The organism is Streptomyces sp. NPDC046712, assembly GCF_040645695.1.
Lineage (GTDB): Bacteria > Actinomycetota > Actinomycetes > Streptomycetales > Streptomycetaceae > Streptomyces.
The window spans coordinates 224779-243289 of record NZ_JBEYYW010000001.1 but is presented as its reverse complement, the minus strand read 5'-3'; the positions used below and the strand labels follow the sequence as shown (position 1 = coordinate 243289).

The window sequence follows — 18511 nt, the reverse complement described above, 5'->3', positions numbered from 1 at the left end:
GGGCGCAAACGTGCCAAAGGTCGAGTCTAACGGGGCGCAGGGACGCGAATGAGCCCGTGGGCGGCCCGGGCGGCTCGTGATCTCGTCAGGCGAGATAGGCCGGGGCGCCGACGGGCAGGATAAATCGGAACTCGGCGCCGCCGCGGGGGCCGCGGCCGACGGTGATCGTGCCGCCGTGGGCTTCGACGATGCCCTTGACGATGTAGAGGCCGAGTCCGGTGCCACCGCGCTTGCTTCCCCGCCAGAAGCGGGTGAAGACGCGTCCCATCGACTCCTCGGGGATGCCGGGGCCTTCGTCGCTCACGGTGACCGCCGTTCCCTTCTCTCCGTCGGTGGTGGCGCAGGTGGGTGCCACCTCGATGGTGACGGTTCCCTCGCCGTGGCGCACCGCATTTTCGAGGAGGTTGCCGAGGATCTGGTCGACCTTGTCCGGGTCGGCCCACAGGTCGGGCAGCTGGGGCTGGACCCGTACGAAGAAGCGGTCCGGGGACTGGCCGCCGGTGGTGTGGGCCTGGATGTGCCGGCCGACGGCGGCGGCGATGTCGACGGGCTGGCGGCGCACCTCGAGGCGGCCGGAGTCGATCCGGGAGATGTCGAGGAGTTCGGCGATGAGCCGGGTGACGCGGTTGGCGTCGGCGTCGACGGTCTCCAGCATCAGCCGCTTCTGGTCGTCGGTGAACCGTTCCCACTTGGCGAGCAGCGTCGCCGTGAAGCCCTTGACGGAGGTCAGGGGGGAGCGCAGCTCGTGGGCGACGGTGGCGATGAGTTCGGCGTGGCTGCGTTCCGTACGGCGTCGGGCCTCGGTGCCGCGCAGGGAGACGACGACGCGGCGGACGGGCCCGGTGGGGTGCTCGCGGACGTAGCGGGCGGAGACCAGGACCTCGCGGCCGCCGGGCAGGAGGAGGTTGCGCTCGGGCTGGCCGCGGCGGGTGGCGAGTCCGCCGTACGGGTCGGTGAGGGTCCACCAGCGCCGGCCCTTGAGGTCCTCCAGGGGCAGAGCCTGCTCCAGGGGGAGGCCGAGGGCCTCGCCTCCGGGCACGGAGGTGATGCGGCTGGCGGCGGCGTTGAAGCAGACGACCCGGCCCGTGGCGTCGGCGACGACGAGGCCGTCGGGCAGCTCGTCGGGGTCGATCCCGACGCCGTCAGGCGCCGGGCCGGCCGGTTCCCCCGGCTCCTCCGGGGCAGGCCGCTCGGCACCGCTCCGTGCGTGTGCGGGACTGTCCGTGCCGACCGTCATCCCCGTTCCCCACCCCTCCGTGTAGCGCAGTGGGCCCCCGAGCCCGTCACCCTACTAGGTGGAGGTGGCGGAGTGGACCCCCTCAGGCGGAGGTTCGGGGGCGCTGGGCACGCGCGGAGGCGTAAAGGCACACGGCGGCGGCCGTCGCGAGGTTGAGGCTTTCGGCCTTGCCGTGGATCGGGACGCGTACCACCGCGTCGGCCAGGGCGCGGGTCTCCTCGGGGAGCCCCCATGCCTCGTTGCCGAAGACCCAGGCGGTGGGACCGCCCATGGTGCCGGCGTCCAGCTCGTCGTCGAGGTCGTCCTCCCCGGCCCCGTCGGCGGCCAGGATCCGTACACCCGCGCTCTTCAGGCCGGCGACGGCCTGCTCGACCGGGACGCCGACGACGACCGGGAGGTGGAAGAGGGAGCCGACGGAGGCGCGGACGGACTTGGGGTTGTACAGGTCGACGGAGGCGTCGGTGAGGACGACGGCGTCGGCGCCGGCCGCGTCGGCGCAGCGCAGGACGGTGCCGGCGTTCCCGGGGTCGCGGACATGGGCGAGGACGGCGACCAGCTTGGGCTTGGCCGCGAGGATCTCCTCGAAGGGCGAGTCGAGGAAGCGGCAGACACCGACCAGGCCCTGCGGGGTGACGGTCTGGGAGACCTCGGCGAGGACGGCGTCGGAGGCGTGGTGGACACGGGCCCCGGCCGCGCGGGCGGCTTCGACGATCCCGGCGTACCGCTCGGCGGCCTCGACGGTGGTGAAGAGCTCGACGAGGGTGGGCTCACCGGTGCCGCTACGGTGCTCGACGGCCTCGCGCACGGCCTGCGGGCCCTCGGCGATGAAGAGGCGGTCCTTGCCCCGGAAGTTGCGCTTGGCGAGCCGCCTGGCGGCGACGACACGCGGGGAACGCGGGGAGATCAACTCGGGGGTACCCATGGGGTCGGTGGCTCTTTTCGGGGGTCCGGGCGGGTGAAGGGGCTGGGGGTGTCCGAACACGACCGGACCCGCAGGCCCGAAGGCCTGCGGGTCCGGTGCAGAAGATCTGCGGCCTGGGGATCAGGCAGCGGCCTTCGGGGCGTTGACGTCGGCCGGGAGGGCCTTCTGCGCGACCTCGACCAGCGCGGCGAACGCGTTGATGTCGTTGACGGCCAGCTCGGCGAGGATCTTGCGGTCCACCTCGATGTTGGCGGCCTTCAGACCCTGGATGAGGCGGTTGTACGTCATGCCGTTCTGGCGGGCAGCGGCGTTGATGCGCTGGATCCACAGCTGACGGAAGTCGCCCTTGCGCTTCTTGCGGTCGTTGTAGTTGTAGACCAGGGAGTGGGTGACCTGCTCCTTGGCCTTGCGGTACAGGCGCGAACGCTGACCGCGGTAGCCGCTGGCCTGCTCGAGGATCGCCCGGCGCTTCTTGTGGGCGTTGACTGCCCGCTTGACGCGTGCCACTTCTTAACTCCTTGTAGCGGGGTCGTGGTGGTCCTCACACGACCCGGAAATCGGATGGGTCCCGGACTTGGCCGGATGCCCTCGTCGCCGAGGGCGGGAGATCAAGCTCAGATGCCCAGCATCTTCTTGATCTTGGCCGCGTCGCCCGGGGCCATCTCGGCGTTGCCGGTGAGGCGACGCGTCAGCTTGGACGACTTGTGCTCGAGCAGGTGGCGCTTGCCGGCGCGCTCGCGCAGCACCTTGCCGGAGCCGGTGATCTTGAAGCGCTTCTTGGCACCGGAGTGCGTCTTGTTCTTCGGCATCGCGCCGTTATCTCCTCGTCAGTGGCGCTCCCACCCGGTGCGGGCACCGGGCATCCGGGAGCGTCAGATTCGTTTGGTGGTTCCGGGCGGAGCCCGGGGCTGCCTGGGTGGCAGCCCCTCGGGTCACGCCTCGGGGTTCTCGGCCTCGGCGGCAGCCTCGGCCGAAGCCTCCTCGGCCGGAGCCTCGGCGGTCTCGTCGGACGAACCGCCCTGACGCTCCGCCTTGCGCGCGGCCTGGGCCTCACGCGCCTCGGCCATGGCCTCGGTCTTCTTCTTGTGCGGGCCAAGAACCATGATCATGTTCCGGCCGTCCTGCTTCGGGTTGGACTCGATGAAGCCAAGCTCCTCGACGTCCGACGCCAGCCGCTGCAGCAGCCGGAAACCAAGCTCGGGGCGGGACTGCTCACGACCACGGAACATGATCGTGATCTTGACCTTGTCGCCCTGCTTGAGGAACCGGACGACGTGACCCTTCTTGGTGTCGTAGTCGTGCGGGTCGATCTTCGGCCGGAGCTTCATCTCCTTGATGACCGTGTGCGCCTGGTTCTTGCGCGCCTCACGGGCCTTCATGGCCGACTCGTACTTGAACTTCCCGTAGTCCATGAGCTTGCACACGGGCGGACGGGCGTTCGCCGCGACCTCGACAAGGTCGAGGTCGTACTCCTGTGCGAGCTCCAGGGCCTTGGCAAGCGGAACAATCCCGACCTGCTCGCCGCTGGGTCCGACAAGTCGCACCTCGGGAACGCGAATCCTGTCGTTGATGCGGGGCTCGGCGCTGATGGATCCTCCTCGGTAGCACCACGCGACCGCCTGGCGGACGGACGCGTATGTCTGTTTCAGTGAGACCAACCGCGCCGGTACATCAAAAATGCCCCGGACGGGACACAGGCGGGGCTCCACGGAAATACCGGAGCACCGCCGCGGTCAACCGCGGGGCGCACATCGGGCGGCTCCATCGTCCGTACGGAACGATGGGCGCCACCTGACCGGTGACCCGCCGTCCGTGAGGACGGCCAGGTGGGAGATCGGAGCCTCCACTTGTGGGCCGGGCACACACGTGTCCGGCCGGTCGTTACACAAGGTTAGCACCGACCGCCGGGGTTCGCTAACCGAGGACCGCGGGAGGGACGACGCGGTCGCCCGGCTTATCGTGTGGGCATGAGCGAGACGCCCCCCAACGAGTCCCCCGACTTCGACGACATGACCCGTGACATCGCGGAGGTCCCCGCGGTCGAGGTCATCGTGACCGTCGCGGTGAACCTGATGAGCGCCGCCGCGGTGAAGCTCGGCCTCACCGAGGACGGCGAGAAGCACAAGGACCTCGACGAGGCGCGCAAGCTGGTCCACGCGCTGGCGGGCCTTCTCGACGCCGGCGCGACGGAGATCAGCTCCTTCCACGCGGCGCCGCTGCGGGACGGCCTGAAGTCCCTGCAGCTGGCCTTCCGCGAGGCCTCGATCGTCCCCGACGACCCGGGCCAGGGCCCGGGCGAGAAGTACACGGGGCCGGTGTACGGCTAGACCCCGTCGGGGGTACGGGGGTCGGCCCCCGGCCCCGATTAGTTCTTTACGTAGAAGGGCTCGCCCGGAGGCGTGGCCGTGGCCGGCAGGAGTGCCAGGTCGAGGCCGCGCACCAGGCGGGCCCTCAGTGTTTCGTCGGCCGCCAGGGAGCGGGCCACCCGCTGGGCCGCCTCCGCGGGCGCGTCGTCCTCGGCCAGGACGAGGGCGAGGGTGCCGTCGGCGCTGCCGGGGCCGAGATGGGCGCGCAGGACCGCGGGCTCGGACGCGACCGCGTTCCGTACCGCCTCCCGTACTGCCGGGTCCTCCAGCGGGTCCACGCTGGTGCGGCCCTCCGCGAGGGCCAGCAGCGCCGGGCCGCTCAGCTGGTACGGAACGGGTCCCGCCAGGTCGAGGACGACGGTGTCGGCCTTCTCGTGGGCGGCGGCCTGCAGCGCCTGGTGCAGGGGGACGGCGACGGGCCGGGCCGCCGGGTCCCACAGCGCGAGCGAGGCGATCGAGGTGAACGCGGGCAGCGCCCTCCGATCGCCCGCGGTCAGCGTGGGCACGGCCATGTCGCTGGTCTTCTCCCGGCGCAGCCCCGTCTCGGGGTCCTCCTCGACCTCGCCGAGGACGGCGACCACGGGGACGAGCAGGCGCGCGTCCCGCAGGGCCTCCAGGACCGGGCCGTGAGCGGTTCTGTCCTCCGCCCAGGCCGCGAGGGCCGCGGCGAGCCGCGGGTCGGCGGTGCCGTCGTCGTCGGAGAAACCGGGGTCAGGGATGTTCTTGAGCGCCACGCACCGAGCCTAACCGCCACTCCGGGGCCGCTTTCCCAGCGGGTGGCCGGCTCGCGCACAGGGCACACCCAGGCGGGGTTCCTAGCGTCCCGCCCATGCCCCGCCCCAGACTTGCCCTGCCGGCCGTCGTGCTCACGGCGGCCGCCCTGTGCCCGCCCGCCGTGCGGCCGGCCGATCCGGTGCCGGCCGCCGCGCGTCCCACCATGGAGGAGACCGCCACCGTGACCGTGGAAGTGGATCTCGACGCCGTGCTCGCGGAGGCGGTCGACCCCGTCGTCGCCGGAGCCGCCGGAGCCGCCGGCGGTGACGCGTCCCTGTCGGTCGCGGTGCTCGATCTGGAGACCGGGCGCTCGGCCTCGTACGGCGGTGCGGGACGGACGTACGACACCGCCAGCATCGTGAAGCTCGACATCCTCGCCGCCCTGTTGCTGCGCGCGCAGGACGAGGGCCGGGAGCCGACCGCGGCGGAGCGGACGGCGGCCGCCGCGATGATCGAGCGCAGCGACAACGCGTCCGCGACCACGCTCTGGCAGACCATCGGCGGCGCGGAAGGGCTCGACGCGGCCAACGCGCGGCTCGGGCTCACGGAGACGACCGGGGCGGCGGCGTGGGGTCTGACCCAGACCACGGCGGACGACCAACTGGCGCTGCTGGAGGCGGTGTTCGGCACGGACTCACCGCTGGCGGCGGACTCCCGTGCGTATGTCGCGGAGCTGATGGAAGGTGTGGTCGCCGGGCAGGACTGGGGCGTGTCCGCGGCGGGCGCCGGCCCGGCGCTGAAGAACGGCTGGCTGCCGCGGGAGGCGACCGGCCTGTGGGACATCAACAGCGTGGGCCGGGTGACGGCGGGCGGGCGGGTCTACCTGGTGGCGGTGGTGTCCGACGGGCACTCGACGAAGGAGGCGGGGATCGGACTCGTGGAGGACGCGGCCCGGGCGGCGGTCACCGCGGTGGGCGCGGTCCTGTAGCGCGGCTCCCCCGCCACAGGACCACCGCCGCGGCGAGCAGCAGCGCGCCGAGGCCGCCGGCGGCGGGGGCGAGCAGGCCGACCGGCTCACTGTCCTCGGGGGCGGCCTGCGGTCCGGGGCCGAAGTACCGGCCGGCGTAGCCGGAGGTGGCGCCCTTCGGGTCGGCGCCCTTGAGCCGGACGCCGGCCTCGATCGCGGCGGCCGGGTCGACGGTGCCGTACCCCTTGTCGTCGCTGCGGCCGTTCTTGGGACGGTTGCGGGCGGTGTCGATGAGGAGCTGCTTGACCTGGGCGGGGGTGAGGTCCGGGTGGGCGGCACGGACCAGCGCGACGGCGCCGGAGACGAAGGCGGCGGCCGCGCTGGTGCCCCAGCCCTCGTAGTAGCGGCGGTCGGGGTCGGCGATGACGATGTCGACGCCAGGGGCGCTGACGGTGGCGTACCAGCGGCTGGTGGAGAACGAGGCGTGGGTGCCGAAGCGGTCGACGGCGGTGACGGCGACGACGCCGGGGTAGGCGGCGGGGTACGAGATGTGGTCGCCCTTCTCGCCTCCGTTGCCTGCCGAGGCGACGACGGAGACGCCCTTGGCGAGGGCGTACTGGACGGCGGCGTCCTCGCCGGCGTCGGGGTGGGCGGACTTGGAGTCGTCGCCGAGGGAGAGGTTGATGACGTCGGCGCCGTGGTCGGTGGCCCAGCGGATGCCCTCGGCGAGGGCGGTGCCCCGGGTCTTGCGGGCCTTGTCACGGGCCTTGTCGGTGCCTTCGAGGATGACCCGGACGGGCAGGATCTTCACCTTCGGCGCGACACCGAGGACGCCGTCCTGGCGGCCGGGGCCGTGGCCGTGTCCGGCGATGATCCCGGCCATGGCGGTGCCGTGCCGGGCCCAGGCGCGCTCGCCTTGTTCGGCGCCGAAGCCGACGAGGTCCTTGCCGGTGAGGACGGAGCCGGCGAGGTCGGGGTGGTCGGCGTCGACCCCGGTGTCGAGGACGGCGACGGTGATGCCCTCGCCCTTGGTGGTCCGCCATGCCTCGGTGGTGTGCAGGGCTTCGAGTCCCCATTGGCGGGCGCGGATGGTGTCGGCGTACGCGGGGGTGGTGGTGGCGGGGAGGATGGCGAAGGCGGCGGCGAGCAGGGCCGCGAGGGTACGGGGGCGGGGGCGGGGGCGGGTCACTGGTCGTCGTCCTTCGCTGCCGCCGTGACCGCCGCGCGCAGTCCGCGTTCGATGCGGTCGGCGACGCCCTTGGCCTCGTGGCCGAGGCCGGCCTGGGCGGGGGCGCTGGTCTGTCCGGAGGCCATGGCGCGTTCGGCGGGCTCGGGGCGGTCGACCCGGCGGCCGTCGGCGAAGCCGGAGACGGTGGTGACGACGACGGGGAGATCGGTGAGGGGGCGCGTGAACCAGCTGGCGCGCTGTGCGGCGCCGAAGCGGGCGGCGACGGTACCGGGGGCGGCGAGCGCCGGGGGGACGTCGGTGGCGATCAGGGCGGCGGACCCGGCGGCGAGGGAGCGGGTGGCCTCGGGGTCGGCCTGGGTGAAGACGAGGCCGACGGTGACGACGCTGCTGGCGGTGGCGTCGGTGTACGTGGCCCGCAGGACGCGCTCGCAGCCGACGGTCCGCACCGCCGTGAGCAGGGACTTCTGCAGGACGGCGGCCGAGCAGGGGGCGTCGGCCGCGACGACGACGCGTGTCCAGGTGCGGTCGGCCGCGCCGGGGCCGGCGCCGGGGCCGGCGAGGGTACGGGGGAAGAGGGTGTCCACGGGGACGTCGTGCCACAGGCTCTTGGCCTCTTCGTACCCCGCGGGCCGGGCCGGTGCACCGGCGTCGGCGGCGGCGAGTACGGCTCCGGCGACGGCCCCGCCGATGAGACCGAGCCCCAGGACGAGACAGGCCCCGGCGGCGACGACACGCCCGGGGCGGCGCTCACGGATGGGTCGCAGACGGGTGGTGGTCTCGACGGGAGTCTCGGGCGGCGCGGTGTACGGCCGGTAGGCGCCGTAGGCCTGATGGGGCCTCGGGGGCGCGGGGTGCGGCGGCCCGGGGCGAGAGGGTGCGGGCCGCGCGGGTGCGGGCCTCTGATGCTCGGTGGCACGGATGGGCCGCAGGCGCGTCGTCGTCTCGACCACGGGCACGTCGGAGGCCGGGGCGGGGCGCTGCACGGCGGGAGCAGACGCGGGGCGCTGTGCGGCGGGGGCCGGGGCGGCGCCGGGTATGGGGGGCGCATCCTGCGGGCGCGGCGGAACGCCGTGCGGGGGCTGGGGCGCGGGGGCCGGCATGGGCTGGGCGCCGGCGGCCCGCGTGGGCTGCGGCGCGGGGGTCGGGGTGGGCTGCGGCGCGGGCGGGGCGGCTTCCGGACGCGGCGGCGCCACGCTCGGACGGGCGGCGCTCTGCCCACCGGGCGGAACGGCCTCCGGCCTCGGCGGTGCCACGCTCGGACGGACGGCGCTCTGCCCGCCGGGCAGAACGGCTTCCGGCCTCGGCGGCGCCACGCTCGGGCGGGTGGTGCCCTGCCCGCCGTGCGGAGCGGCTTCCGGCCTCGGCGGCGTCACGCTCGTGGAGCTCTGCCCGCCGTGCGGGGCGGCGTTCGGGCGGGGCGTGTTGCGGTCCGGTGCGGCTGCCGCGACCGGGCGGGCCGAGTTCTCGGGCCGCGCCGCGGGGTCGTCGCTCGGCAGCAGGGCGTCGGTGATGCGGGACGAGGGGTGGTGCGCGTCGGTGCTCATCCCCGTCCCCCTGGTCGTCCCGTCGTGGTGCCTGCCCCGGCAATGCCCGCCACTCTACGGGCTGTTCCCCGCAGCGCGGGAACTCAGGGGCTACCCACCCGTAAACCCGTCTGGCAAGCTCGGGCCATGACTCCCCGCGCCGCCGACCGGGCCCGGTACGACCGGGCCACCGCCCATCTCGACGCGCCCGTCGCCATCGTCGACCTGGAGGCGTTCGACGCCAACGCCGACGATCTCGTCCGCCGCGCGGGCGGCAAGCCGATCCGGGTGGCGAGCAAGTCCGTTCGGTGTCGTGCGCTCCTGGAGCGGGTCCTCGCGCGCGAGGGCTTCGCCGGGATCATGTCGTTCACGCTCGACGAGTCGCTGTGGCTGGCCCGGGCCGGGTTCGAGGACGTCCTGCTCGCCTACCCCTCCGCGGACCGCACCGCGTTCGGCGAGCTGGCGAACGACCCCAAGCTCGCGGCCGCCGTGACCGTCATGGTCGACGACCCGGCGCAGCTGGACCTGATCGACGGGGCCCGCGCGGGCGGCGGTGAGGAGATCCGGGTCTGTCTGGAGCTGGACACCTCGCTCCGGCTGCTCGGCGGCCGGGTGCGGGTCGGTGCCCTGCGCTCCCCGCTGCGCGAGCCCGCCCAGCTCGCCGAGCTGGCCCGCTCGGTCGACCGCAGGCCCGGCTTCCGGCTCGTCGGGATCATGGCGTACGAGGGGCATGTCGCCGGGGTCGGGGACGCGGTCGCCGGACGGCCCCTGCGGTCCCGGGCGATCCGGCTCATGCAGTCGGTCGCCCGCAAGGAGCTGGAGTCCCGGCGCGCGGCCGTGGTCCGTGCGGTGCGGGCGGTGGCGCCGGACCTGGAGTTCGTCAACGGCGGCGGTACGGGCAGTGTGCAGCACACGGCGGCCGAGGACGCGGTGACCGAGATCGCCGCCGGCTCGGGCCTCTATGTGCCGCGTCTCTTCGACAACTACACGTCCTTCACCGGCCGCCCCGCCGCCCTTTTCGCCCAGCCCGTCGTGCGCCGCCCGGGCGTCGGCGTGGTGACCGTGCTCGGCGGCGGCTACCCCGCGTCCGGTGCGGCGGGCCCGGACCGGCTGCCCGTCCCGTATCTCCCGGAGGGGCTGCGCTACGACCCGCAGGAGGGTCCCGGCGAGGTGCAGACGCCGCTGCTCGGGTCCCCCGCCGACGATCTCCTCATCGGGGACAAGGTGTGGTTCCGGCACGCGAAGGCCGGGGAACTGTGCGAGCGGTTCGACAGCCTGCAGCTGATCGAGGGCGACCGGATCACGGCGACCGTCCCGACGTACCGGGGCGAGGGCCGCACCTTCCTGTGACCGCCGGTCAGGACCCCGGGGTGATCGAGCTGCCCACTCCCCCGCCCGTCGCGCTGCCGATGGGCAGGATCCCCTTCGCGATCTCGTCCATCGCGGCGAGCGGCGGACCGTCGGGTCCCGCGTCGAAGGCGAAGCGCACGACGACCGGCGACTCGCTGCCCGTGGGGGACGGGAAGGCGAGCGACTGGACGTAGCCGCCGGGGCCCTTGCCGGTGGTGACCTGCCACCGGACCAGATAGCCGGTGCGTCCGGCGACGACGGCGGGGCGGGCGGCGACCTGCTTGTGGGACTGGATGTCGCCGTACAGCCAGTTCCCGAAGACGTCGTCCCCGAAGTAGGCGTCGGCGGCCAGGGCGATGTCCTCCTTGGCCAGGGCCTCGGGGGTGGCGGCGTCGGTGCCCGACGCCGAATGGGAGGACACGGTGCCGTGCCGGCACTGCTTGTTGGTGGCGCCGGGGCAGGGGTACTCGCCGACGGTCGTGACCGTCGGCGAGCCGCCCGAGTGGAACTCCGGCTTCTCCCAGCCCTTGATGACCGGGAGCGTGATCCCGTTGAGCTGGTCTTCGACCTTCGTGGGGTCCTCGGCGGGCGGGCTGCTGGAGGCGGACGACGTCGGCGCCGAGCCGGTCGTGGTCGCCGCGGTCGGACCAGCCGTGCCCGGGTCGCCCTCCTCCTCACCGCCGACGAGGGCGACGACTCCGGCGACGATCGCGGCGACGACGGCCACCGCGCCGGCACCGAGCGCGACGGCCCTGCCCCGCCCGTGGCCACCCACGGGAAGAGCGGCGACGGCCGTCGTCGGCGCTGTCGCCTGCCGGGTGTGCGCGGTCCAGGTCGTACCGTCCCACCAGCGTTCGACGGTGGGCGTGGCCGGGTCCGGGTACCAGCCGGGAGGGGTCGTCATGCTCATCCCGCAAGCCTAGAGGGCGGGTTCAGGAGCCGAACACGGAGTCCCGCTGGTCGGGAACGACGCTGCCGTCGGCCCGCCGGACGGGCTGCGCCGTGCCGTCGGCGGCGGTGTAGGCGGTGGTGGCGCACGGATAGGGGCTGGTCTTCTGCTTCTTCGGCTCGATGAACATCGGGTTCACGATCCACCGCCCGTCGCTGTTGTCGTACGCCCGGCACATCAGCTCGTTCTTGTTGCGGTTGAGGACCAGGCGCAGACCGGTCGCGTCGCGCAGGAAGGAGATGTCGGTGTCGGAGTCCCCGGCGGCGAACACCTGGCGCCGGGCTGCCGGTTGGACACGCTCGGCCGCGGGCCCGCGCACGCCGAATATCTCCTGGTTGATCCAGCAGCGCTTGCCGTCGATGTACGTGATCATCGAGTCCTCGCCGTCGCGGACGCCACCGCAGCCCTTCAGCCGGGCGCCGAGGCGGCCGTGTTCGGTGGTGTTGCGGATGCCGAGGGCGTGCGAGGGCGCGATGCCGACGCCCCTGGCCCAGACGTCGACGACCGGTTCGGGCGAGGCCGAGACGATCCAGACGTCGAAGCCCGCCTTCCGGAGGGTACGGACGAGGTCGCGCTGCTGCTCGTAGTAGCGGACCCAGGCGGTGACCTCGCCGCTGCCGACCCGCTGGGTGGCGCCGATGGGCGCGGCCAGGTTCTCGGCGCGGGCGGCCGCGGCGAAGGACTCGACCTGGCGGGTGGTCCAGCCGCGCAGGAGCTGGGCGAGCCAGGCGTACTGCGGTTCCATGCGGCGGTGGTCGAAGCCCGTGAACGCCTCACTGCCGGCGGTTGTGGCGCCGTCCGCGTAGACGGAGAGGATCTCGTCGGCGCAGCGGGTGTCGGTGGCCGTGGGCAGGGGGCGGACGCCGGTGGGGCAGGCGTCGCGCAGCGCGACGGCCGCCTCCGGGGTGAGATAGCGGCTGGTGGTCGTCCAGTCGTCGCTCTGGGGCGGGCGGATGCGGCTGTTGCGCAGGAGCCAGAAGAGGGTGGCATCGCCGACGTCGTTCTTGATGACGGTGTTGTCCCAGTCGAAGACGGCGACGGGCCGGTCCGCGCCCTTGTCCCCGCAGTGCGCGTCGATGAGCTGTTGCAGCCGGGCGCGGTTCTCGCCGTACCAGCCCTCGGAGACGGTCAGTGTGGGGCATGGCTCGGGCCTCGCCTGGGCGGGTGTGGCGGTGACCAGGCCGGCGAGGGCGAGGACGGTGGCGGCTGTCGCCGCGATCCGGCGGAATCGGGGGTTCAAGGGCGCACTCCTGTCTGGGGATGTCCGGCTCTCCGGATGTCCGGATGCACGACAGCCGGGCGCCTTGCGACGCCCGGCTGCCGGGTGGGGGTGGGGGGTGGGGTCGAGGTCTAGAGCGGGGTCACGTACGCACCGGAGATGCCTCCGTCGACGAGGAAGTCGGTGGCGTTGATGAAGGAGGAGTCGTCGCTGGCGAGGAAGGCGACGGCGGCGGCGATCTCCTCGGCCTCGGCGAACCGGCCGACGGGGATGTGCACGAGCCGGCGCGCGGCCCGCTCCGGGTCCTTGGCGAACAGCTCCTGCAGGAGCGGGGTGTTGACCGGTCCGGGGCAGAGGGCGTTGACGCGGATGCCCTCACGGGCGAACTGGACGCCCAGCTCGCGGGACATGGCGAGCACGCCGCCCTTGGAGGCGGTGTACGAGATCTGGCTGGTGGCCGCACCCATGACGGCGACGAAGGAGGCGGTGTTGATGATGGAGCCGCGGCCCTGTCGCTGCATGTAGGGCAGGGCGGCCTTGCAGCACAGGTAGACCGAGGTGAGGTTGACGTCCTGGACGCGCTTCCAGGCCTCCAGGCCGGTGGTGAGGATGGAGTCGTCGTCGGGCGGGGAGATGCCCGCGTTGTTGAAGGCGATGTCCACGGAGCCGTAGGTGTCGAAGGCGACCCTGAAGAGGTTCTCGACCTCCTCGGGGTCCGTGACGTTCACCTTCACGAAGGTGCCGCCGACCTCCTCGGCGGCGGCCTTGCCCGCGGTCTCGTCGATGTCGCCGCAGACGACGTTCGCGCCTTCGGAGGCGAGGCGGCGGGCGGTGGCGAGGCCGATGCCGCTGCCGGCCCCGGTGATGACGGCGGTACGGCCGACCAGACGGCGGCAGACGATCTCTTCGGTGCTCATGCGGTTCAGGCCTCCGTGCTTTCCGTGCTGATGAAGACGTTCTTGGTCTCGGTGAAGGCGGTCAGGGCGTCGGGGCCGAGCTCCCGGCCGAGGCCGGACTGCTGGTAGCCGCCGAACGGGGTCCAGTAGCGGACGCTGGAATGGGAGTTGACGGAGAGGTTGCCGGCCCGGACGGCGCGTGAGACGCGCAGGGCGCGGCCCACGTCCCGGGTCCAGATCGAGCCGGACAGGCCGTACTCGGTGGCGTTGGCGAGGCGGACGGCGTCGGCTTCGTCCTCGAAGGGCAGGACGACGGCGACCGGGCCGAAGACCTCCTCGACGGCGCAGGGCGCGTCCTCGGCGAGGCCGGTGAGGACGGTCGGCGGGAACCAGAAGCCGGGGCCCTCGGGGGCCTTGCCGCGGATGCCGGGGAGGGCATCGGGGACGTACGCCCGTACGCGCTCCAGCTGGGCCCTGGAGATGAGCGGGCCCATCTGGGTCTTCTCGTCGGCCGGGTCGCCGACGACGATCTCCTCGATCGCGGGGGTGAGCAGCTCCAGGAAGCGGTCGTAGACGCTGCGCTGGACGAGGATGCGGGTACGGGCGCAGCAGTCCTGGCCGCTGTTGTCGAGGAAGGACATCGGAGCCGCGGCGGCGGCCGCCTCGATGTCGGCGTCGGCGAAGATGATGTTGGGGCTCTTGCCGCCGAGTTCGAGCGTCACGCGCTTCACCTGGTCGGCGCACTTCGCCATGATGCTCTTGCCCACCCGCGTCGAGCCGGTGAAGACGATCTTGGCGATGCCGGGGTGCTCGACGAGCGCGTTGCCCGCGACGGCGCCCTCGCCCGGGAGGACCTGGAAGAGGCCCTCGGGGAGTCCGGCCTCCAGGGCGAGTTCGGCGAGGCGGAGCGCGGTGAGCGGGGTGGTCTCGGCGGGCTTGAGGAGGACGGCGTTCCCGGCGGCGAGGGCCGGGGCGAGGCCCCAGGCGGCGATCGGCATGGGGAAGTTCCAGGGCGCGATCACGCCGACGACGCCGAGCGGTTCGAGGATCGTGACGTCGAGGCCGCCGGCGACGGGGATCTGGCGGCCGTTCAGCCGCTCCACTCCCCCGGCCGCGTAGTCGAGCAGGTCGCGGACGTTGCCGGCCTCCCAGCGGGCGTTGCCGAGGGTGTGACCGGCCTCACGCACTTCGAGGAGGGCGAGTTCCTCGATGTGCGTGTCGACGACGGCGGCGAAGCGGCGGAGCAGACGGGCCCGGTCGGCGGGCGCGGCCGCGGCCCAGTGCCGCTGGGCCGCCGTGGCCCGTACGACGGCGGCGTCGACGTCGGCCGGAGTGGCGGCGGGGACGGTCGCGACGACCTCTTCGGTCGCCGGGTTGAGTACCTGGAGTTCCTGGAGCAACTCTTGCCTCACATGCGTTCGAAGGAGCGGCGCAGCTCCCAGTCGGTCACCGCGGCGTCGTACGCGTCCAGTTCGACGCGGGCCATGTTGCGGTAGTGCGCGACGACCTCGTCCCCGAAGGCGGCCTTGGCGATCGGGCTGGTCTCCCAGAGTTCGGCAGCCTCGCGCAGGGTGGTGGGGACGTGGGCGTACTCAGCGGTGTAGGCGTTTCCGTCGCAGGCCGGAGGCAGTTCGAGCTGCTGCTCGATGCCGTACAGGCCGGCGGCGACGAGGCCCGCGACGGCGAGGTGGGGGTTGACGTCTCCGCCGGGCAGGCGGTTCTCGAAGCGCATCGAGCGGCCGTGGCCGACGACGCGCAGGGAACAGGTGCGGTTGTCGACGCCCCAGGCGACGGCGGTGGGGGCGAAGGAGCCGGGCTGGAAGCGCTTGTAGGAGTTGATGTTGGGGGCGTAGAGGAGGGAGAAGTCGCGCAGGGCGGCGAGCTGGCCGGCCAGGAAGTGGCGCATGACGTCCGACATGCCGCCGGGTCCGTCACCGGCCATGACGTTGGTGCCCGCGTCGTCGATGGACTGGAGCGAGAGGTGGATGTGGCAGGAGTTGCCCTCGCGCTCGTTGTACTTCGCCATGAAGGTGAGCGAGACGCCTTCCTGGGCGGCGATCTCCTTGGCGCCCGTCTTGTAGACGGCGTGCTGGTCGCAGGTGACGAGGGCTTCGTCGTACTTGAAGGCGATCTCGTGCTGGCCGGGGTTGCACTCGCCCTTGGCGGACTCGACGGTCAGTCCGGCGCCGGCCATCTCGTTGCGGATCCGGCGCAGGAGGGGCTCGACCCGGCCGGTGCCGAGGACGGAGTAGTCGATGTTGTACTGGTTGACCGGTGTCAGGTTCCGGTAGTTCGCGTCCCAGGCCTGCTCGTAGGTGTCCTTGAAGACGATGAACTCCAGCTCCGTACCGACGTGGGCGGTGTAGCCGTGTTCGGCGAGCCGTTCCAGCTGGCGGCGGAGGATCTGGCGGGGTGCGGCGACGACGGGCGAGCCGTCGTTCCAGGCGAGGTCGGCGATGAGCATCGCCGTACCCTCGTTCCAGGGGACGCGGCGCAGGGTGGAGAGGTCGGGGTGCATGGCGAAGTCGCCGTAGCCGCGGTCCCAGGAGGACATCTCGTATCCGTCGACCGTGTTCATCTCGGCGTCGACGGCCAGGAGATAGTTGCAGCCCTCGGTGCCGTGGTCGAGGACGTCGTCGAGGAAGAACGGTGCGGCGAACCGCTTGCCCTGGAGCCGTCCCTGCATGTCGGGGAAGGCCAGGACGACTGTGTCGATCTCACCGCTCGCGACGAGAGCACGGAGCTCCTCGACGGAGAGCGGGGCTTGGCGGTCTGCCACGGGAATACTCCTCCTTCGGCCAGCCGGGAGCCATAAGGTATTGCGGAAGACCATTGCTTGGGAAGGGGAAACGAGAACGTGTCCAGTACGAGTGAATCGGCGGACCGGCTGACGCCCGTGCTGCGGCCGGTCCGGGCGGGCAACGGTTTCGAGGAGGCCCTGCAGCAGATCCTCCAGGTGGTGCGGCTCGGACTCGTCCCCGGCGGGGAACGACTGCCCGCCGAGCGGGAGCTGGCCGACCGCATGGGGATCAGCCGGGTCACCCTGCGCGAGGTCCTCAAGGTTCTCCAGGAGCAGGGGCTCGTGGAGAGCCGGCGCGGCCGGTACGGCGGAACGTTCGTACTGCAACGCCCCCAGACGGCGGACGAGGACGAGCTGCGGCGGCGGATCGCCACGATCGACGTCGAGGACACCCTGCGTTTCCGGGAGGTCCTGGAGGTCGGCGCGGCGGGGCTCTGCGCGGCGCACGGGCTGACGGACGAGGGTGCGGAGCGGTTGCGCGCGGCGCTCACGGCCACCCACGACGCACCGCTGGCCGACTATCGGCGCCAGGACACGCTGCTCCATCTCACGCTGGCCGAACTCTCGGGCTCCCCGACGCTCACCGCCCAGTACGCCGCCGTCCGGGCGACGGTCAACGACCTCCTGGACTGCATCCCGCTGCTCGTACGCAACCTGGAGCACTCCCAGCACCAGCACACCGCAGTGGTGGAGGCGGTCCTCGACGGCGACGCGGACGCGGCCCGCGAGGTCATGCGCGAACACTGCGGAGGCACGGCGGCGCTGCTGCGCGGCTTCCTGACGTAGAGCGCCGACGCAGGGGGCGAACCGAGCCCCGAAGACGGGCCCCCCGTAACCCGAAAGTAACGCACGGGGGTTGCGTTCCGGCCGACCCGGCGCAAAGGTATGGTCCCATTCCATTGGGCCCGACGCGGGAGCTGACGCTGCCATGACGCTCGAAGACACCACCGGGGACAAGACAGCACCTGACGACTACCTCGAACGCCGGGCCCTGCGCCGCGGCAGCGCCGGCTGGCTGCTGCTCACCGGACTCGGCGTCGCGTACGTCGTCTCCGGCGACTTCTCCGGCTGGAACATCGGCCTGTCCAAGGGCGGATTCGGCGGACTCGCCATCGCCACCGTGCTGATGGGCGCGATGTACGCCTGTCTCGTCTTCGCACTCGCCGAGCTCTCCGCCATCCTGCCCACCGCGGGCGGCGGCTACGGCTTCGCGCGCCGGGCGCTCGGCACCTGGGGCGGCTTCCTCACCGGCACCGCGATCCTCATCGAGTACATCCTCGCCCCCGCCGCGATCTCCATCTTCATCGGCGACTACGTCGAATCGCTCGGCCTCTTCGGCCTGGAGTCGGGCTGGCCGGTCTATCTCGCCTGCTTCGTGATCTTCATCGGGATCCATCTGTGGGGCGTCGGCGAGGCGCTGCGCTTCAGCCTCATCGTGACGGCGATCGCGGTCGCGGCCCTGGTGATCTTCGCGCTGGGCGCACTCAGCGACTTCCACGTCGACGGCCTGAACGACATCCCGGTGGACGGCGAGGCCCTCGGCTCCAACTCCTGGCTGCCGTTCGGCCTGCTCGGGATCTGGGCGGCGTTCCCCTTCGGCATGTGGTTCTTCCTCGGCGTCGAGGGCGTGCCGCTCGCCGCGGAGGAGGCGAAGGACCCGGTCCGCTCGATGCCGAAGGCGCTCGCGATCTCGATGGGCATCCTGGTGCTGCTCGCCGTGGTGACCTTCTTCGCCTCGACGGGGGCGCGCGGCTCGGCGGCCATCCAGGAGGCGGGCAACCCGCTGGTCGTGGCGCTGCAGGGCGACGGGGATCCGACCGCGCTCAGCCGCTTCGTGAACTACGCGGGCCTCGCGGGCCTCGTGGCCTCCTTCTTCTCGCTCATCTACGCCGGCTCGCGCCAGCTCTTCGCCCTGTCCAGGGCCGGCTACCTGCCCCGGTTCCTGTCCCTGACCAGCCGCCGCAAGTCACCGTACCTGGGGCTGCTGATCCCGGGCGCGATCGGCTTCGCACTCGCCGCGGGAACCGGGAACGGCGCGCGGATGCTGAACATCGCGGTGTTCGGCGCGACCATCTCGTACGCCCTGATGGCGCTCTCCCACATCGTGCTGCGCCGCCGCGAGCCGGATCTGCACCGCCCGTACCGGACGCCGGGCGGCGTGGTGACCTCGTCCGTGGCGTTCGTCCTCGCCCTCTCGGCGCTGGTGGCGACCTTCCTGGTCGACCAGGACGCGGCGTTCATCGCGCTGGGGGTCTATGTGATCGCCCTGGCCTACTTCGCGTTCTACAGTCGGCGTCATCTGGTGGCCAAGGCGCCGGAGGAGGAGTTCGCGGCGCTTGCGGCGGCCGAGGCCGAACTCGAACGCGACTGACCACCGCT

The 18511-nt window shown here is 72.6% G+C and carries 18 protein-coding genes; 5 read left to right on the top strand and 13 right to left on the bottom strand.

Annotated elements, in window-relative coordinates; genetic code table 11:
• Window positions 1-85: 85 nt before the first annotated feature.
• The 5 genes from ABZ939_RS01140 to infC all read right to left on the bottom strand — a co-directional run bounded on the left by ABZ939_RS01140 (window position 86) and on the right by infC (window position 3808).
• Window positions 86-1237 (bottom strand): ATP-binding protein, encoded by a 1152-nt coding sequence (locus tag ABZ939_RS01140; RefSeq protein WP_361847331.1) that lies wholly within the window; start codon window positions 1235-1237, stop codon window positions 86-88.
• Window positions 1238-1319: 82 nt separating this feature from the next.
• A complete protein-coding gene (locus tag ABZ939_RS01135) occupies window positions 1320-2159 on the bottom strand; it encodes an RNA methyltransferase (protein ID WP_361847328.1) in 840 nt (279 codons plus the stop codon).
• Window positions 2160-2279: 120 nt separating this feature from the next.
• A complete protein-coding gene (rplT, locus tag ABZ939_RS01130; protein ID WP_030493496.1) occupies window positions 2280-2666 on the bottom strand; it encodes a 50S ribosomal protein L20 in 387 nt (128 codons plus the stop codon).
• Between the two features lie 107 nt (window positions 2667-2773).
• On the bottom strand, window positions 2774-2968 hold the full coding sequence (gene rpmI / locus ABZ939_RS01125; protein WP_019884943.1) for a 50S ribosomal protein L35: 195 nt from the start codon (window positions 2966-2968) through the stop codon (window positions 2774-2776).
• Between the two features lie 123 nt (window positions 2969-3091).
• On the bottom strand, window positions 3092-3808 hold the full coding sequence (gene infC / locus ABZ939_RS01120) for a translation initiation factor IF-3 (RefSeq protein ID WP_361847944.1): 717 nt from the start codon (window positions 3806-3808) through the stop codon (window positions 3092-3094).
• 318 nt (window positions 3809-4126) lie between these two features.
• On the opposite strand from infC, the gene ABZ939_RS01115 reads away from it, so the two are divergent.
• A complete protein-coding gene (locus ABZ939_RS01115) occupies window positions 4127-4486 on the top strand; it encodes a DUF1844 domain-containing protein (protein WP_361847325.1) in 360 nt (119 codons plus the stop codon).
• A gap of 38 nt (window positions 4487-4524) precedes the next feature.
• Here ABZ939_RS01115 and ABZ939_RS01110 read toward each other — a convergent pair whose 3' ends face one another.
• Entirely contained in the window at window positions 4525-5259 is a 735-nt protein-coding gene (locus tag ABZ939_RS01110) for an SseB family protein (RefSeq protein ID WP_361847322.1), read from the bottom strand.
• A 95-nt stretch (window positions 5260-5354) separates the two neighbouring features.
• Here ABZ939_RS01110 and ABZ939_RS01105 point away from each other — a divergent pair, with 95 nt between their 5' ends.
• On the top strand, window positions 5355-6227 hold the full coding sequence (locus ABZ939_RS01105) for a serine hydrolase (protein WP_361847319.1): 873 nt from the start codon (window positions 5355-5357) through the stop codon (window positions 6225-6227).
• Here the strand turns inward: ABZ939_RS01105 and mycP are convergent.
• Both mycP and ABZ939_RS01095 read right to left on the bottom strand, forming a co-directional pair.
• Window positions 6202-7395 carry a type VII secretion-associated serine protease mycosin gene (gene mycP / locus ABZ939_RS01100; RefSeq protein ID WP_361847317.1) on the bottom strand — a complete coding sequence of 398 codons (1194 nt, stop codon included), beginning with the start codon at window positions 7393-7395 and terminating at the stop codon, window positions 6202-6204. The genes ABZ939_RS01105 and mycP overlap by 26 nt on opposite strands.
• A complete protein-coding gene (locus ABZ939_RS01095; RefSeq protein WP_361847314.1) occupies window positions 7392-8939 on the bottom strand; it encodes a hypothetical protein in 1548 nt (515 codons plus the stop codon). Before ABZ939_RS01095 ends, mycP begins: the two co-directional genes overlap by 4 nt.
• A 126-nt stretch (window positions 8940-9065) precedes the next feature.
• Here ABZ939_RS01095 and ABZ939_RS01090 point away from each other — a divergent pair, with 126 nt between their 5' ends.
• Window positions 9066-10268 carry an amino acid deaminase/aldolase gene (locus tag ABZ939_RS01090; RefSeq protein ID WP_361847311.1) on the top strand — a complete coding sequence of 401 codons (1203 nt, stop codon included), beginning with the start codon at window positions 9066-9068 and terminating at the stop codon, window positions 10266-10268.
• A 7-nt stretch (window positions 10269-10275) separates the two neighbouring features.
• On the opposite strand, the gene ABZ939_RS01085 is transcribed toward ABZ939_RS01090, so the two are convergent.
• The 5 genes from ABZ939_RS01085 to ABZ939_RS01065 all read right to left on the bottom strand — a co-directional run bounded on the left by ABZ939_RS01085 (window position 10276) and on the right by ABZ939_RS01065 (window position 16111).
• A complete protein-coding gene (locus ABZ939_RS01085) occupies window positions 10276-11178 on the bottom strand; it encodes a DUF2510 domain-containing protein (protein WP_361847308.1) in 903 nt (300 codons plus the stop codon).
• A 22-nt stretch (window positions 11179-11200) separates the two neighbouring features.
• The gene (locus tag ABZ939_RS01080; protein WP_361847306.1) at window positions 11201-12457 is read right to left on the bottom strand and encodes a haloacid dehalogenase-like hydrolase; all 1257 of its coding nucleotides are present in this window, start codon (window positions 12455-12457) and stop codon (window positions 11201-11203) included.
• Between the two features lie 110 nt (window positions 12458-12567).
• The gene (locus ABZ939_RS01075; protein WP_361847303.1) at window positions 12568-13353 is read right to left on the bottom strand and encodes a 3-oxoacyl-ACP reductase; all 786 of its coding nucleotides are present in this window, start codon (window positions 13351-13353) and stop codon (window positions 12568-12570) included.
• A gap of 5 nt (window positions 13354-13358) precedes the next feature.
• A complete protein-coding gene (locus ABZ939_RS01070) occupies window positions 13359-14732 on the bottom strand; it encodes an aldehyde dehydrogenase family protein (RefSeq protein ID WP_361847300.1) in 1374 nt (457 codons plus the stop codon).
• Window positions 14733-14740: 8 nt separating this feature from the next.
• A complete protein-coding gene (locus ABZ939_RS01065; RefSeq protein WP_361847297.1) occupies window positions 14741-16111 on the bottom strand; it encodes a glutamine synthetase family protein in 1371 nt (456 codons plus the stop codon).
• A 78-nt stretch (window positions 16112-16189) separates the two neighbouring features.
• Between ABZ939_RS01065 and ABZ939_RS01060 the strand changes: the two genes are divergently transcribed.
• Window positions 16190-16918 (top strand): FCD domain-containing protein, encoded by a 729-nt coding sequence (locus ABZ939_RS01060; protein ID WP_361847294.1) that lies wholly within the window; start codon window positions 16190-16192, stop codon window positions 16916-16918.
• Between the two features lie 142 nt (window positions 16919-17060).
• Complete coding sequence (eat, locus tag ABZ939_RS01055) at window positions 17061-18503, top strand: ethanolamine permease (RefSeq protein ID WP_361847291.1); 1443 nt, start codon at window positions 17061-17063, stop codon at window positions 18501-18503.
• Window positions 18504-18511: the final 8 nt, after the last annotated feature.

Coding starts and splice junctions, on each gene's coding strand:
- ABZ939_RS01140 (WP_361847331.1), bottom strand. CDS start 1,237: ATGACGGTCGGCACGGACAGTCCCGCACACGCACGGAGCGGTGCCGAG.
- ABZ939_RS01135 (WP_361847328.1), bottom strand. CDS start 2,159: ATGGGTACCCCCGAGTTGATCTCCCCGCGTTCCCCGCGTGTCGTCGCC.
- rpmI (WP_019884943.1), bottom strand. CDS start 2,968: ATGCCGAAGAACAAGACGCACTCCGGTGCCAAGAAGCGCTTCAAGATC.
- ABZ939_RS01115 (WP_361847325.1), top strand. CDS start 4,127: ATGAGCGAGACGCCCCCCAACGAGTCCCCCGACTTCGACGACATGACC.
- ABZ939_RS01105 (WP_361847319.1), top strand. CDS start 5,355: ATGCCCCGCCCCAGACTTGCCCTGCCGGCCGTCGTGCTCACGGCGGCC.
- ABZ939_RS01095 (WP_361847314.1), bottom strand. CDS start 8,939: ATGAGCACCGACGCGCACCACCCCTCGTCCCGCATCACCGACGCCCTG.
- ABZ939_RS01090 (WP_361847311.1), top strand. CDS start 9,066: ATGACTCCCCGCGCCGCCGACCGGGCCCGGTACGACCGGGCCACCGCC.
- ABZ939_RS01085 (WP_361847308.1), bottom strand. CDS start 11,178: ATGAGCATGACGACCCCTCCCGGCTGGTACCCGGACCCGGCCACGCCC.
- ABZ939_RS01075 (WP_361847303.1), bottom strand. CDS start 13,353: ATGAGCACCGAAGAGATCGTCTGCCGCCGTCTGGTCGGCCGTACCGCC.
- eat (WP_361847291.1), top strand. CDS start 17,061: ATGACGCTCGAAGACACCACCGGGGACAAGACAGCACCTGACGACTAC.